At 32.2% G+C, this 17,389-nt stretch carries 11 protein-coding genes; 4 read left to right on the forward strand and 7 right to left on the reverse strand.

Annotated features, from left to right (window positions below; translation table 11 throughout):
* Position 1: 1 nt before the first annotated feature.
* The 4 genes from GJJ64_RS07010 to GJJ64_RS07025 form a co-directional block, all read right to left on the reverse strand.
* Positions 2–2,836, reverse strand: coding sequence for a hypothetical protein (locus GJJ64_RS07010; protein ID WP_154287010.1), 2,835 nt, complete (start codon positions 2,834–2,836; stop codon positions 2–4).
* Between the two features lie 147 nt (positions 2,837–2,983).
* On the reverse strand, positions 2,984–3,760 hold the full coding sequence (locus tag GJJ64_RS07015; protein WP_154287011.1) for a DUF4397 domain-containing protein: 777 nt from the start codon (positions 3,758–3,760) through the stop codon (positions 2,984–2,986).
* 31 nt (positions 3,761–3,791) lie between these two features.
* Positions 3,792–5,360, reverse strand: a complete 1,569-nt coding sequence (locus tag GJJ64_RS07020; RefSeq protein ID WP_154287012.1) for a RagB/SusD family nutrient uptake outer membrane protein — start codon at positions 5,358–5,360, stop codon at positions 3,792–3,794.
* Between the two features lie 11 nt (positions 5,361–5,371).
* Entirely contained in the window at positions 5,372–8,620 is a 3,249-nt protein-coding gene (locus GJJ64_RS07025) for a SusC/RagA family TonB-linked outer membrane protein (protein WP_154287013.1), read from the reverse strand.
* Between the two features lie 326 nt (positions 8,621–8,946).
* Here GJJ64_RS07025 and GJJ64_RS07030 point away from each other — a divergent pair, with 326 nt between their 5' ends.
* The 4 genes from GJJ64_RS07030 (at position 8,947) to GJJ64_RS07045 (ending at position 14,909) form a co-directional block, all read left to right on the forward strand.
* Positions 8,947–9,960, forward strand: coding sequence for a LacI family DNA-binding transcriptional regulator (locus GJJ64_RS07030; RefSeq protein WP_154287014.1), 1,014 nt, complete (start codon positions 8,947–8,949; stop codon positions 9,958–9,960).
* Between the two features lie 924 nt (positions 9,961–10,884).
* On the forward strand, positions 10,885–11,676 hold the full coding sequence (locus GJJ64_RS07035) for an alpha/beta fold hydrolase (protein ID WP_154287015.1): 792 nt from the start codon (positions 10,885–10,887) through the stop codon (positions 11,674–11,676).
* A gap of 5 nt (positions 11,677–11,681) precedes the next feature.
* Positions 11,682–14,153, forward strand: coding sequence for a response regulator (locus GJJ64_RS07040; RefSeq protein WP_154287016.1), 2,472 nt, complete (start codon positions 11,682–11,684; stop codon positions 14,151–14,153).
* Positions 14,154–14,327: 174 nt separating this feature from the next.
* Positions 14,328–14,909: a hypothetical protein gene (locus tag GJJ64_RS07045; RefSeq protein ID WP_154287017.1), complete on the forward strand. Its 582-nt coding sequence runs from the start codon at positions 14,328–14,330 to the stop codon at positions 14,907–14,909.
* Between the two features lie 67 nt (positions 14,910–14,976).
* On the opposite strand, the gene GJJ64_RS07050 is transcribed toward GJJ64_RS07045, so the two are convergent.
* From GJJ64_RS07050 to GJJ64_RS07060, 3 genes are all read right to left on the reverse strand, one after another.
* Complete coding sequence (locus GJJ64_RS07050) at positions 14,977–15,750, reverse strand: Cthe_2314 family HEPN domain-containing protein (RefSeq protein ID WP_154287018.1); 774 nt, start codon at positions 15,748–15,750, stop codon at positions 14,977–14,979.
* 1 nt (position 15,751) lies between these two features.
* Entirely contained in the window at positions 15,752–16,558 is an 807-nt protein-coding gene (locus GJJ64_RS07055) for a DUF2971 domain-containing protein (RefSeq protein WP_154287019.1), read from the reverse strand.
* 68 nt (positions 16,559–16,626) lie between these two features.
* The gene (locus GJJ64_RS07060) at positions 16,627–17,337 is read right to left on the reverse strand and encodes a hypothetical protein (protein ID WP_195759250.1); all 711 of its coding nucleotides are present in this window, start codon (positions 17,335–17,337) and stop codon (positions 16,627–16,629) included.
* Between the last annotated feature and the right edge of the window lie 52 nt (positions 17,338–17,389).

Raw genomic sequence — 17,389 nt, forward strand, 5'->3', positions numbered from 1 at the left:
TTTAATAATTAATTCGTTTCACCACTGATTCATGTTCAACTCCATTGATATCTTTGATTTTTAGCTTATAGTATATTTCCTGAGCGGGATCCGTAAGGTTAACATCAAATTCAAAAGGATAGGAGATATCAGATATTGTATTCCACTGGCTATTACCTTTTTTATAATAAAGCGTAGCACTTGCCCAATTTTTTTCTGTACGATCAGAAAAAAGATAGAAATCTGCAAAGCCGGAAAATGTCTGAATAATCATCGCTGTTGTAGTGCCCCAAACAGAGGATGAATCCACCTCTCTGGAGAATCTATTTTCAGGAATTGATTTATTGAAATTATTTAAGTTCTTAAAAGGCACATCAACCTTTAAGCCTTTAATTTTAAAAGCAGTTAGGCCTTGAGGCTTTAGTTTAATCGATAATTCGCCATTTACAAATACCGCTTTAGAAATACTTCCATCGGTTTGGTGAATTTCCACCTGATAAACTTCATCGGTATTCCAAGGAATAATGGAAGGATTTAATCTAATTTTTTCATTTATTCCTTGATTTGAAGTATTGGCAAGGGCAATCCAAAAATCATTATCCTTGATACCACATAAATAGTTAAATGCTACACTAGCAGATTGTATGGCATTACGAGGCATCCAAATATTTACATCCTTATCAGAGAAGAAATCTCCTTGTTTGTGGCCATAAACTTTACTGGTTAAAAAAGCATATCCAGGAGCGTAAACAGAAGAGAAATTTATTTTACCTAATGATCGGGTGTGAAAATCGGTAACTAAAAAATCAGTTAGCAACGCTAGGTGTGGCCAAATATGATTGTAAAAAGTAGCATTATATTTTATATCAATATAGGGATGCAAAGGGTAATCATATTGCTGATATACGTTGGTATGAAGTGAGGTAAAATAATAACCCGGAAAGTTTGAATAACGCCCTAGGATCGCATTTCTGCCAGCATTGATCAGTAAAGAATCTTTTGCTAAAGAACCTAACCTTAATAACCATGCAGCATGGTGTGATAGCATTACGGGCCCATACATATATGTTGAAGGCTGCTCGGGTAGTAGGCCTGCTAAGGAGGTATGCCAAGCAGGAACTTTTTGCTCTTGTATATAGCTAGTCATATCCATGGTAGTAAAACCATAGTCGGTATTCCCTAAACGTTTGCCCGGAAATACGCTATTTACCTTTCCTCCTTGATTCACCAAAATATTGGAATCTGGAGCCATAGGGTTACTCCTTGTCCACAGTAATAATTGCCTAGCTCCGGTTACTGCTGCATCTAAAAATCTTTTATTTTGAGTTTGTTCAAAAAGTTCGGTTAAATCATAAATACGATAGCCAAAATCAGTAGAAAAAGCTGCTTGTTTATCTTTCAAACCTGGATCATCTTTAAAAGTAGATGAATATTGGTCGTAAACCTGCTTTAAGTAATCATTAGCACCAGCTTCAGCTTTTAGCAAATCGTTTTTATCTTTGCTTACACGATATTTTGCAAGGTAATCTTGCCAACTTCCTCCACCGGTCTCGGTATTAAGGTTGAGCTTTCTTGGTTTGCCAAAAATCCTTTTCAATTCTTCATAAAAAGCACTGGTTTGTCCGTTAGTTAAAATATGTAAACCTGACAATTCTCCAATTTCGGCACAAGGACCAGTTAAAAAATGGGAAGGATTTTGAGGCTGAACGCCATCTTTTATAGAAAATAAATATTTTTCTCTCGACATCATGTACTCCATCATGGGTAATGCTCGTCGGGTATAAATTTGTTTATCGCCTGTAAGCATAGCCAAAGCTAAGGCATGCATAGCCGATACGTTCTTTACAGAACCTGGCACATCAAACTGATAATCAGATCCCTTTAATTCTGGTATCCATCCGCCATATAAATCATTCATGGCAAAATCCAGCATATTATTGATAGTTTGATTTAAACTCACCAAAGCATTTTGACGTTCTAACTTATAGTGAAGTACATCATTATATAATGCTGGCAAGGCTTGTTGCCAAGTGCCATCATAAATAAAATACCTCATTTTGAATTTTAATTTTTGCCCCTTCTTTAACAATGAACTATCACTACCTAAAACCGGAAACATAATGGATGGCTGAGCTTTGCCATTATCGTTTCTAAGATTTATGGCAAATCGAGAGTTGCCTAGTGTGGCATAGCGGTAAGGTATTTCAGAAACATCGGGCGCTATACCCTCTGTAAACGAACCTGTATTAACAAAGCTGGCTGCTGTTGTGCAGTATGACTCTGGTGTATAATAAACCTCTTGAGGAAATCGTTTCCACGACCACAGTAAGGGTTGATATAAAAATGATAGCGAATCTGGGTGATGTTGAGGCAAACCCTTAAAGGTAGCAGCATAGTAGCCCCTCCTTTTAGATTGAATGTTTAACTCGATAATTGGTGATTCATTGCCGTTTGGCAAAGTAACCAAGCAGGAAACAACTGCTAAAGCGTTGGATTTATATTTAATTTCAATAGCAGAAGGAAGCAGTTTAATAGCTTGAATTTCTAAAAGGCTCTTTCTGGCTATATCTTTTGGATTGGTTAAACCACTATCCTTTTCATTTTTCTTCCAGCCCAATACCGGATAAGGTATTTCTTTAGCGTTCTCGTAATTCGTCGTTACAGCTAAATCGGAAAAATAAAAATCAATTTGAGGATTTAATACTCGGCTTATATTGCCGGCCTTTTTTGTAATAATAATGGTTTTATCCTTACTGTAAATTTTGTAGGCATCGTTTTCTAATTTGATGTTTTGTGCAAAAACATTTAAAGAAAAAAGGCAGGAAACGAATAGGCTTAAATAATATCTATAGTACATGCAGCAACCTTATGTTTTTTTCTTTTCTAGCTTTTAAAGCCATTAAACAACTAATTTTTACAGCTATTTGTAGTAAATAAAGCCTTCCCGAAGGAAGGCTTTTAGCTTAATTTTCACTTAAACTATTATGAACCAACTATTATTTTTTTAAGGTGTCCATCTATTTGCGTGATAATTGATTTGAATCAATTGACTAGCAGGAGTATTACCAGGTGAAGGTGCAGTTCTTAAACCAGTAACAAAAACGGTGTACACGCTATTTGGTGAAATGATCATACCTGTTTTTACGTTTCTAATTTGGGTTGTTGTACCTGCCACATTCATACGCATACTATAAGTACCTGGATCAACCTCTATGTAAGCTCTACGTTGCTTATAAGTCATATTTGAAACCATAATAGCCCCAGTAGCATTATTAACAATATCTATAGGACCAGCGTCTGGTGATAAATTGAGAAACAAAATTTTAGTTTTTCCGGGAGTTGGGAAGTCAATATTATCTTTCACAAAAAACGTATCAACGTTATGAGTTGTACCCACTGCGTAAATTGAATAATAACTATCCGCCTCTAAATTTAAGTTGTAAGTTCCAACAGGAGCAGATGGTCCCGCGGGGTCGTTACCTGGCTGAAAAGCAGTATCTAACCTTAGGGATAATGTTCCTGGATCAAAAACTTTATAACCATTACTCCAAGGGTATTTTATTGGAAAAAGATTAAAGTTAATACCATTATAAATAGGAGCAATAGCAATTTCTCTACGAGCCTGTTGAGGTATTGGTGAACCATTTGCTGCAGCGTTAACAAAAATAAGTTTAGCTTTATCTGGATAATCTCCTACATAACCCTCTTCTGCTTTTTTACAAGAATAAAGGGTAAATGAAAATAATACTATCGCAAAAGCAACTTTTATGAATTTTTTCATAATATTTAATTTTTACTGTTATATCTTACACTTAAAGCGGGTTTTGAACTAAAAGTGGATTGTTTATTAATTCTATTTGAGCAATAGGAAATAACATTTTATTTCTATTAAACAAGGTTTTCTTTTGTTTATTTACTAAGACATCTTGCATGTAATCAAATCCATATCTTAATAAGTTAAACCAACGCTTATTCTCCATTGCAAACTCTTTTCTAGATTCTGATCTTATGATATCCCTAAAAGCTGATTGAGAAACATTTGAAGGCACATCAACTGTTACAGATGGCGTAGTAAGTGGTAATCCGAAGGCTCTACGACGTAATTGATTTACTAAGTTTATAGATAAGGCATCAGGTTCCCCTAACTCAGTCGTGGCTTCAGCATAAATTAAATAAACTTCTGCTAAACGGTAAACTGGGTAATTTCCAGCACCAGAAGTTCCTCTTCCAGGCTCATAGAATTTCTTTGTTAAATAAATATTCGAACCTTGTCCGCCTTGAGCTAAAATAAAATTATCGTTAAGTCTTAAATCACCAGTCTGATATTCTTGTATAAGCCCTCCAGAAAAGCCAGATTCATTAGGAACTAAGCTATTATTATCTGTAGGATGATAACGAGCCAAAGATGCTACACCACCAACTATATCATTCACCGGTCCCATAAGATTAGCAAAATTATTACCTTGTGGTGCAGTTTGGTTAGCAGCAAAATTTGTATTGCTAAACTGAATTTCAAAAAGTGACTCTCTGGTATTCTCTTGGCCACCATTTAATGCGAAGAAATTATCTCTATAATTTGTATTAAGAGAAATACCATTTGCTGCACCATTATTGATTACATCTAAAGCTGTTGTTTTAGCTAGTTCAAACTTTCTTTGAGTTAGATATACATCAGCAAGCATTGCTAAAGCTGACCATCTTGTTACCCTACCTCTTTCATTTCCATCACCAGTATTGTTATAAGATAATGGTAATTTAGCAACGGCTTCATTAAGGTCCTTTTCGATTTGTGCATATACTTCTTCGACACTTGAACGAGGTATATTTACCTCAGTAGCACTTTTAATTTCTTTAGTGTGTAAAGGTACACCACCAAAAATTCTAACTAAGTTAAAATAAGCAAAAGCTCTTAAAAAATGTGCTTCTCCTAAAAACTGATCTTTAAAAGGTCTACCTGTTCCATTATTAATAAAAGCTGTTGGAAAGTTTACTCCAGGTATTCTTTCAATAACAACATTCGATCTATAAATAACTCTATAGAAATTATCCCATAAACGGAATGAAATAATATTATCAGCTGGTAATTCAAAATAATCAACTAAATTATAAGCTGATGATACAGTTTTTGGGGCATCTTGAACATCATCACTTGCGTAATCAATGCTCATTAAAGCATTACCATTCCTATACAATTCGCCATTAGTAAGCTGAGCATAAATTCCATTTACAGCAGATAAAGACCCGTTAAATGTTGTAAAGTTTACATCTAATGTCTGCTCACCTATTGGTTCTGGATTTAAAATTTTTTTACATCCAGTTCCTAGAAAGAAGAAACTTGTGCTAAATAAAAGTGCTAAACTATATTTGAATATATTTTTCATATCTCTTTTTATTAAAAACTAACATTTAAACCAAAATTAAAGGATTTTGCCTGTGGATATGCCCCTGCATCAATACCATTGGTGATAACATTTGAACCAAAACTACTAACCTCAGGATCCCAACCTTTATAGTTATGAAAAACAAACAAATTATTTCCTTGCGCAAAAACTCTAAGTCTGCTCTGTTTAGGAAGGAAACTTAATTCTTTGGATGAGAAATCATACGCAAGAGTTAAAGATCGGATTCTTAAAAATGAACCATCTTGAAGATATAATTCTGATGGTGTTAATGGGTTGTTTGCTCTTGGTACAGGAATAAGTGTTTGTTGAGTTGGATTACTTGGTATGTATCGATTATTGTAAATAAAACGTGTAGCGTTTACTTCAAATGTTGAATTATGTAAAAATGGTTGATTCCAGATTAAATTACCTACTTGAAATGGCGCAAATACGCTAAATGTCCAATTTTTATATGACAAACTGGTATTAAATCCTCCAAAATAATCAGGAAATGGAGAACCAACAAATTGTCGATCATCGTCCGTGATCCTATTATCGCCATTAGTATCAACAATTCTATAATCTCCTGGAGTAAAATAAGGCTGAGCTGTGATTGTATAAGGAAGTGCAGCACTAGCCTCTGCCCAAGTTGTGTACATTCCATTATTACGTAAAACATAAAATGCACCTATAGGCTGACCGGGTTGAGTACGGTTTATAAATGGAGTTCTAGAAGTAGGCGCACCGTTTATAAAAGGCTGATCTCCTAGGCTTTTAACTTCATTCACATTAGTAGAAATATTAAAATCTACGTTCCATTTAAAATTTTTATTATTAATTACTTGAACATTAGCTGCAAACTCTATCCCCTTGTTACTAATAGATCCAATATTAGACGTATAGCCATTACCAACTCCAGAAATTACAGAAAGTGGCGCAAGACCTAATAACCCTTTAGTTAATTTTGAATAATAATCAACTGTGAAATTTAAACGTCCATTAAATAAACCTAAATCTAAACCTAAATCTAAGGTATTGGTAACCTCCCAACGTATATCTTCATTTTGGAAACGATTTGGAGCAACACCAGGACGATATGCGTTTCCAAATACTGCTTGTGTTGGACTAGCTAATGCAGCGAATAAGAAGTTACCTATTTCCTGGCTTCCAACACTTCCATAACTAGCTCTTAATTTTAAATCACTTATTTGTTGAATGTCTTTTAGGAAATTCTCTTCCGAAATACGCCAACCAACAGATGCAGAAGGGAAAAGTCCATATTTATTTTTTTCTCCAAATCTACTAGATCCATCTCTTCTTGCTGTTGCAGTCAATAAATATTTTCCTCCAAAATCATAATTTAATCTTAAGAATTGAGATACTAAACCTTGTTCATTTGCACCTCCTGAAATTGTACCTGAACTTGTTTGGTTACCCAATTGATCTAAAGCATTATTTATAGAACCTGTAGCATTAGCAGAAAATGTTTGCCTGCTAATATTTTGTGCAGAAAAACCTGCCAAAACATTGAAAGAATGTTTTTTAATTTTTTCTGTAAAACTTAATGTTTGTTCGGTAATCCAATTAAAAGTTTTAGGACTGGCTTGGAATACATTCATTGGTGTATTTGTATCTACACCTCTAAAAAAGACCGGATCAACTGTACGTAAGTTGGTAAATAAATAATCTATACCAAAACTACTTTTAAATTTTAATTTAGAAGTGATATCATACTCTCCAAATACATTACTTAATGCTCTATATCTATCAACTCTACGTGTTGATTCCATCAAGTTAGCTACCGTATTGTTATTTCCGGAATTATAAAAGTTAAAATTTATTAGAGTATTTGGTCTACCTGCATAATTTCCATTAGCATCAAAAACTGGGGTAACAGGTGAAGTACCCAATAAATTCATCACTATACCCTGAAAATATTCATCAGTTCTGGCAACGTTTTCCCATTGGTAATTTAAAGTAGAACGTGTGCCAAATTTTAGTTTTTCGTTTACTTTAAAATCCAAATTAACACGAGTACCTGCTCTTTTTGAGAAAGTGTTTAATATAATACCTTCTTGATTAAAATAATCTCCAGATATACTATAGGTTAAATTATCTTTACCTCCACTAAATCCTAAATTATAGTTAGACATTTGTGCACTACGAAATACTTCATCTTGCCAATCTGTTCCTCTTCCAAATGTATAAGGATTAACAGTAAAAACATCTATAACCTCATTTCCCCTAGTACCAGCATTACGACGATGTTCTTGAGCAAATGCAATTCTCTCTTGTGCATTTAGCATTGGAATTTTTTCTCTTAAAGACTGTACACCGTAATTAGCATTAAAAGTAACAACAGATTTACCTGATTTGCCCATTTTGGTTGTTATCAAAACGACACCATTTGCTGCTCTAGACCCATATATAGCTGTTGCAGAAGCGTCCTTTAAAACTTCAATAGATTCAATATCATTAGGGCTAATTGTTGTTAATGGACTTGCAGCATTTGACGCTGGACCGCCTGTAGAACCTTCGTTACCAAAATTAAGTGCGTTTTGACGTTCATCATAAAATAAGGGTACTCCATCAACTACATATAAAGGTTGATTAGCACCACCTCCAGCTGTTGAATTTGTACCTCTAATTCTAACTTGAACTGCCCCCCCTGGTGCACCACTAGTTTGCACCACTTGTACACCTGCTGCTCTACCTTGTAAGGCTTGATCAGCACTTATGACAGGGAAAGCTTTTATTTTATCTTCTGAGATACTAGAAATAGCTCCGGTTACATCTCTCTTACGCTGTGTTCCATAACCTACCACAACAACTTCATCTAATGACTTTTCAGAATTAGCCATTATAATATTGATATTCGTACGCTTATTAATAGGTACTTCTTGTGTTATACTGCCCAAATAACTCACAACTAATACATCATCAGGTTGTGCTTTAATAGTAAATTTACCATTGATATCAGTTAAGGTAGTGAGATTACCTTTTTTTATAGATACTGCTGCACCAGCTAAAGGTAAACCATCAGAATCTGTAACAGTTCCTGTTACAGTAAATTGTACTTTGTTAGAATTAAGTAAATAAGACGATTTTTTTGAATTTTGAATTTTTGTCTTATAAAAATTACTTTCCTTAGAAGTTGCATTTGCATACAATGTATTAGACGATAAAACTGTAGTTGCAATTGGGATAAAAGAAATCAGTTTTACGAGTCTAATAGTAGCAACAAGTTGCTTTTTTTTCATAATTTAATAGGGTTTATTAGGTTAAAATTTTCTGTTCATAGGGTATTAACCCTCCTCACATTTTGTTTTGTAATTTTTTACTTCATATTATTTATAACAATTGGTTAATTTTTAATAAAATTCAATAGAAAAAAAATACTCTTTAAAAATCAAAAATTACCTTTTAGGTATTAATTGGAAGTGCTAATATATATTGCATATATTTTTTGAATACTTTTAAAATTCATATTTTTTTTTGGGAGGCCTCCCAATTTTTGGGAGGCCTCCCAAAAATGGTAAATATTATTTATTTTGAGCCTTTGATTCAAATTGAATTAATTTAAGATATGAAAAAACATCAAATAACGATTTTTGATATCGCTAAGGAGCTTAATATATCTAAATCAACAGTTTCAAGAGCCTTAACGGGACATCCTAATGTTAATGAAAAAACCAGAAAACAAATTTTAGACTTAGCAGAAAAATGGGATTATCAAAAAAACATGTCTGCCATAAGTTTGATTACAAATAAGAGTAATATCATCGGAATCATGGTACCCGAATTTTTAAGCTCTTATTTTCCCAACATAGTTATTGCAGCACAGAAGGAAGCTGCTCTGGCTGGATATACCATGATTATAAGTCAATCTAATGAATCATATGAAACTGAAGTTTTAAATGCAAAGGTTATGTTAAGTAGTCAAATAGATGGACTTATTGTTTCTATAACAAAAGAAACTTTAAATTATGACCATCTCAAAGTTTTTCAAAGAAAAGGAATACCCATTGTATTTTTTAATAGGGTATGTGAAGAAATGATTGTTCCGAAAGTGATAGTTGATGATTACGACGGAGCTTATAAAGCTGTGCAACATTTAATTCAGACTGGAAAAAAAAGAATTGCACATTTAGCAGGCCCAAACTCATTATCAATAAGCAAAAAAAGGTTAAATGGTTATATTGATGCTTTAAAAGACAATAACATCCCAATAGATGAAGACTTAATAATAAGTTATGACCTCTCTCCTAATAAAGTAAAAATATATGTTACCCATTTATTAAATTTACCTAATCCGCCAGATGCAATATTTGCTATCAATGATCCAGCTGCCATTGAAGCAATACAAATTATAAAAACACATGGCTTAAAAATACCAGAAGATATAGCTATAGTTGGATTTAGTGGTGATTATGCTTCGGCTTTAATAGAACCTTCGCTTACTACTGTGGCACAACCTGTATCAGAGATTGGTAAAGTTGCAATCAAGATGCTTATAGAGCAAATTAATAGAAATGTAGAGGATTGGAAGGCTGTAACTACAATGTTGAAGACAAATTTAATTATTAGAAACTCTACTTAAAAACTACGTTTCAAAACTATTTTTTTTAAAAAATCTTTCTCCATGTTAAATTATCATAATCAAACAACCTTTTTACCAACTTAAAGATTGGGAGCTAATACCGCCGTACTGTTAGACAATAAAGGAAGAGCTATTATAAACTTAAATTTTGACAGTACAGATGCAAAAATTATATGGTTTGGCATATAACATTTAAAGTCAATTTAGTTGAAAAGATAGTATAGATACTTTAAAACAAGTATCAATTAATTTTCGACTTTTACTATCTCATCATAATTAGAAAATCTTTCTAATCAAATTGGTTTACGCTAAGGCTGTCTTGAAAACAAATCGGGCAGCCTTCTTTTTTTAAATACATTCATGTAAAGATAATTATAAAATAAGCCTAAATAGTGTAATATAAATCTTTTTATATTCTCACATTTACGATGCTCATATTTATAATATCTCATTTGTTGGTAAAAGCTGCTTCTTAGAAGCAGCTTTTTTATCTAAATTGAATTATAAATAATGTCATTTAAATTTTAGGAGTATCACAAAAGTTGATATCACCAATATACTCACGACATAGTTTAAGCATAATATGCGCTATATTAACTTTTTTCTTCTGAAAAAAATTGTGAAGTATTCCGAGCATTTTATTTTTGCTATGATATATAGTTTTCTATAAATTAGTTAATGACTGTTGTTCATTTAGTGTTGTATTATGATAAAAGTTACTCACTTTTCAATAAAAAATTCAATCATCTCCATTATTAAAATATCATCAATTATTTTTATATATACGCGATTAAACGAATTTCTCGTTTAGTTAAAAACGTAATATGTACTTAAAAAACTAATTTGTATTGTATCTAGTCTATATGATTAAGCTAGTAGAGAATTTTCAGCTTCTTTCTAACTTTTCTATCAATATTCTTTATAATGAAACCTGCAAAAAAAAATAACGTTAGACAATTAGGTAATTTAGAAGGTGCCACTATGATATTTGCTCACGGATTTGGAACAGACCAAAGCGCATGGGATCAAGTTATAAAAGCATTCATATCAAATTACAGAATTATTCTTTTTGATAATGTTGGAGGCGGAAAAGCCGATCTAGAATCTTTTAGCCCAAATAAATATACTTCGCTCCAAGCCTACGCAGAAGATCTTATAGCTATTTGTGAAGCATATAATGTAAAAGATGCTATACTAGTAGGCCATTCTGTAAGTGGGATGATTGGTTTACTTACTGCTATAAAAAGACCAGAATTTTTCTCTAAATTAATCATGATAGGGGCTTCTCCTAGATACTTGAACGATACTGATTATGTTGGAGGATTTGAACAACAAGGCTTAAATGAAATATACGAAACCATGACAAATAACTATTTCGCATGGGTAAGTGGATTTTCAGTTGCTGCTATGGCTAATCCAGAAAATCCTCAATTGGCAGAAAGCTTCGCAGCCACATTGAAAGCTATCAGACCAGATATCGCACAATCAGTAGCTAGGGTAATCTTTCAGTCTGATTATCGTAAGGAATTACAAAAACTAAATAAACCAACCCTACTCCTACAAGCAAAAGAAGACATTGCCGTACCTTTAAGTGTAGCCGAATATCTTCATAAGAATATTAAAAATAGTAAACTTAAAGTAGTAAATGCTTTCGGTCATTTTCCGCATATGAGTGCACCACAAGAAATCATCAATGAAATAAAACAATTTATTTAGCCATTTTGAATAAGCAGAAACATATTGATTGGACTTTTGAAGCAGTTAATTTTTTAGCAGGCCTATATCCGATAAAGAAAAAAAAAGATTTTAGAGTTATTTTAGATGAATCAACAAATCTATTAAAAAAGTATGCACATGCTAAAGCTGTATCATTTATTAGAATTGAAGATGAAATAACTGCTCGTATTGAATATAGCACATCAGAAAATCTTATCAATAATTTAACCGATGTTAAGACGGTTGTAAAACTTATTAAAAAAAATAAAATTGTTTTAGACGTTGAGAATTTAGTACAAAAACAAACATCAGAAGTTGTCGTTTTCATACCGCTAAAAGAAACTGACTTCATAGGAGGAGTTCTTTTACTGGTTGATGAAAGGTTCAAGAGAGATAAAGCGTTTAAGATTTTTTTAAATTATGCACTTACCGGACTCAAAGAAACTGCTTTCATTATTCAAAAGTATCTATTAATTGAAGAGTTAAGCACACGTTTTAATACCATTCTCGAAACAATTCCACAGGGTATCGTTTTTGTAGATGATGTTGGCAAAAATGGTTGGGTGAATAGCATGGCATCAGAAATTTTGGGTATCTCAAAAGAAAAAAATAGCCCAATAGTAATCTCAGAAGCAATGCAAAAGCTAAAAAATACTGCCATAAACAAAGATGAAATCAATAAAGAAGGTCTTCTATTGTTTAGCTCGCCCGGTCAAAAAAAAGACGATTGGAAGTGGATATTTGGTGATCCCATAACATCTGTACTTAGTGTATCTTGCGTACCTGCCATTTCAGAAAACATAAAGGGGCGAATGTGGGTATTTACTGATTTTACCTTCCAGTATTTAGCAAAACAGCAATTACAAGACCTTTCTGAAGAATTAGCAGAAAAAAGAAGAATTGCCGATGAACAAAATAAAGCTAAATCAGATTTCCTTTCAAGTATGAGTCATGAAATAAGAACACCTATGAATGGTGTTATAGGAATGGCTAGTTTACTAGAAAACACCAATTTAAGTAGAGAGCAAACAGATTTTGTAGAGACTATTCGCATGAGTGGAGAAACTCTTATTTCAATCATTAATGACATTCTTGATTTTTCTAAAATTGAATCAGGTAAAGTCGAGCTAGAGCATAAGCCATTTTACATCAATAATGTTATTGAAGAAACCTACGATTTACTCTCGGTAAATGCTAACGATAAAGGACTTGACCTCCTCTATTATATTGAACCCGACGTACCCTTAGAAATAATTGGCGACATTACCAGACTCAGACAAATTATGATTAATCTGGTAAGTAACGGGATAAAGTTTACAGAAAAAGGCGAAATACAAATAAATGTAAGAAACTTAGGAGTAAACGAAAACGGATTATACACTTTAGAGTTTGCTGTTAAAGATACCGGAATAGGAATACCTGAGGACAAATATCATCGACTTTTTGAGAGTTTTTCACAAGTAGATTCTTCAACCACCAGAAAATATGGAGGTACAGGTCTCGGACTAGCCATTTGTCAACGCTTAACGGTTTTAATGGGTGGAACCATGCGGATAGAAAGTGAGGTCGATAAAGGATCTTCATTTATTTTCACTATTAAAGCAGAAGTAAACAGAGAAGTAAAACAATTTAATACCCATAACTTTATTGATTTAACTCCATTAAAGAACAAACGTATTCTGATACTTGATGACAATAAAAACAATTTAAAAATACTTAAATCCGAATGTATAAATTGGGGGTTAAGTGCTAAAACTTTTGAAAATTATGAAGAAGCTTTGCAATCTCTAGCAACAGAAAAGTATGATTTGGTAATTATAGATATGAATATGCCCTGTAAAGATGGTATTGAAGTAACCAAAATTATTAAAAATTTGTACCCTAACCTACCAGTTATTCTTTTCAGTTCCTCAGGGCCTGATTATAACTATGCAATTCAACATAAATACCTGTTTTCGGCTTTATTAAATAAGCCAATCAAACACAATCAAATGCTGAAAGCAGTATCAGATACATTTATAAAAAAAGCTGAACCTATACTACCCATTTTAAAAAATATTGATTTTATAAAAACAGCTTTACCCATAAATATATTAATTGCAGAAGATACTCCTATCAATCAAAAATTATTAATAAAGACCCTAGAAAAACTTGGTTATAGAGCAGACCTTGCAGAGAAAGGCACTCAGGTCTTAAAAGCTTTAGACCAAAAAAAATACCATCTGATTTTTATGGATGTGATGATGCCTGAAATGGATGGTTACGAGGTTACAAGAAAAATATTAGAAAAGTATTCTGATGCTGAGAGACCTATAATTATAGCTGCAACCGCTAACGCTATGCATGATGATCAAGAAAAAGCCCTTCTTGCTGGTATGGATGACTATATCAGTAAACCATTTAACTTTCAAAATGTAAAAGATAAAATCGAGAAATGGGAAAAAGAATTATTGATAAAAGCGAAGTTGATAGTATAAGTATAAAAAGCAATATTTACCGCCTGTTCGCCTATATATAGAAATAATATCAAATAAAAAAAGTTAAACCTTATTCTCCCCTATAAAATATTAATACTGTATACAAAAACTTCAGAGGGAGATCATCATCAAAGAACAATTTTTCAAGTCGGTTGGCAAAATGCAGCAGGTCAAATGAAATATGCATTTGCCATTCCTGCTAAACTCGGCATTACAGATAGCCAAGATGCCTTACCTGTTTATATCCAACAGCATGCCTTGTTAAGGATGGCCGAGAGACTAAGTATGCAAAACGGTTTAATCCTTTTCACAATATCATTATTTTTTAACGGCAAACCCAATGCTATACATACCAAGTCTGGTCATCTTATAACGTTTGACTATAACGAAAAAAAATTAGGTTATCTTGTTGTAGATCTGATTGATCATAAAATCATTATCAAAACCTTTCTTTTTCTTACCAATGATGGCACACCAGAAGGCGAAAAACTAGCTTCAATTACCAAATTAAAGAAACTCGATAAGAAATTTCTAGACCTAGACACCTTAAAAGGCATAAGCAAATTAGCCATTAAAGAGCATTCAGAACTATATAAACTTTTCTCAGAAGCAGGCTGTGCAGATTTATTTGAATTAACAGATTTGACTACTTTTTTAGATATGGATAGTGTCCAGAAAAATCCAGATATGTTATTAAAATATCTGCAGGACAATCATTTTTTTTTAAGCTTTAGTAAAACTGAAAATCAGAAATAATTAAGGTTATACATACATTCCCTATACAAGCTTTCTTTACAAACTTTCACAATATAAGCTTCTACTGTTACCCTTTTAACTTTTGTTGCTTAATAAATTCTGGATATAAAGACCTTAGAAACTCTTTTAAAATCATTTCTTTATATTCAACAACCTTTTCTACCAAAATTACTTTCGATTTTTTGTATTGTTTTATCTCATATTCTATAAATCTAAGAGGAAATATTTTCTTTGTCTCATCATCAACTTTATATCCATTATGTTCAAATTTATAAAGACTAAATCCTAGATCTATTTCTATTTTATTTTTTTGCTCATCAAAAAATATACCTCTATGAGAACTAAGGTGGCGTGATTCGATAATTAATTCAAAAGTTTTGTAAAATGAATTTAGATGTTTCATAGATAGCTCTTTTTTATCAACATGTTTACACAAGGTAATCCAATTACAATCTCTATCGGAAATCTTCAAGTCATAAACCTTGTTGAGTAACAGTTTCATTATTTCTAATACTGTATGTATTTTATGAAAAAGCACCTCCATATGATATTGTATATATTCTACCTCTGTAATACCGTTTTTTGTGTAATATTGCTTAAAAGGATAGCGTCGAATAAAGATTTTTAAATAAGATATTTGATTATTGACTTCAATAAGGTTTGAATGAACCTTAGAAACATATGATATATACTTTTCTTTAGGACTTAATAAGTGATGGTTATTTCTGCCCGATTGATATCCGTCTCGTTGATCAAATGTTTTAATTGCTTTAGATAAAGATGTTATTAAGTCAATTGAAAACGGGTTTGCTAAATAATAAAATTCTTCCTTTTTACCCATCTTATTGTTTAAGTCTAATTGCGCCCGTTAATTCACTTCTATTTACAATTCCATTCTTAGCGTATTTTGCTAATAGGCAGTTGACCAATATTTCATCGGATTCATCACAAAGTGGTCCCAATGTAACAGAGATATTTTGCAAAACGGTATCTTCTAAATCAACATCAATGAAGGTTGACGTATTTGGTATATTATTATGAAGGCAATAATAAGCTAATTCCAATTGTTTAGATTTCGAACCCATAACAAGTGGATGTGATAAGGGTAAAAGAGGATTTGTGTAAAGTATAAATCTAGATTCTTCCTGAAAAGACCATCTAGAGTGTTTATACATTCCTAAATCAACTAAGGAAATTTCTATTCCTTTTGGTTCTTCACTAAAGCATGCATGATTAAATTTAGCGAATTCATCTTCATAAATCACCTTTTTAAAAAATGATTTGGGGTTTTCAAATATATTTGCGACCATATATTTACCATTCGTGTAGGCTTCTTCTGCACTAAGAGGTCCATAGTGGTGTTCCCATCCAAAACTTTCACCAATAAATTTTTTTACTTCTTTTTTTTGGAACATATCCTTTTTTAAAGAAATTCTTACTCCTTTCATATTTGGGGTATACATTCGCCATAACGGGATACTTTCTTCTATATTCCCGGTCCAACAGGAAACAAATACACAAGACGAAAAGTAAGATGGTATACCGTCCAATTCTGAAACATCATCAACTAGATCCAGTCTATTAAATCTGATTTTTTTATTTTTTAGAATTAGAGCTAATGTATTTATAGAAGTATAATGGTATAGCATAAATTATAGATATATATAGTAGATTTAAATGATTAGTGCAAGTACAAGCTATTCAAAAATATTATCTATTATCGTCCACAAGGATTAGTTAGGAACGTTTCGAACTTTTTAACTTCTGTCATTTTTTCGCCTGATTTAAGTGTTATCTGAATAAAAATATACTTATCATTAAAATACAAAAGATGATAGGACTTAAGATCTTTATTTTCTGTTTTAACAGCACAGTCTAAATATTTCATGTTTCCAAAATCTGATGACTTGAAAAATGACCTGTGAAAAAGTGGTATTATATAGATAAGTGAACCTAATAAACCAAAAGCTATAAGAGTTATTGGCAACTGTAAATAGTTTATGAGCTTATTTATATCGAACTTGAATGAAGGCCAAATTAATTTTACAACAGCTTTAATTACCATTGGAATTAATGATAACATTACAACAATATACACCTCGATTCCGATAATATCTAGCAGGGTGATAGTTTCTAAAGACAAATCTTTGAATGTATTCCAATAGGCCTTACTAAAGAAAATTATAAAAATGAACACAATTATTAGAGATACCCAAATTCTAAGCTTACTTAAAATCCCTTTCGTGTCTTCTTTAGCTTCATCTTCTTGAAGAATAGCAAATCTCATCATATGAAAAATTACTAAGGGCCAAAAAAGTAAAAAACTTAATAGTAATCCATCAGATATAAGTTGTGAAACAGAAAAAAAACGGATATAAGGTGTACCTATATATCCCAATTCTAGTATTTGCCATACCCCCCCAGCCATGGTCGGAGCTAAAAGAATAAAACTTTGATTTCTCTTAATCCACGGGTAATTC

Origin of the sequence: Pedobacter puniceum (assembly GCF_009674685.1) — a bacterium.
Taxonomy (GTDB): Bacteria; Bacteroidota; Bacteroidia; order Sphingobacteriales; family Sphingobacteriaceae; genus Pseudopedobacter; species Pseudopedobacter puniceum.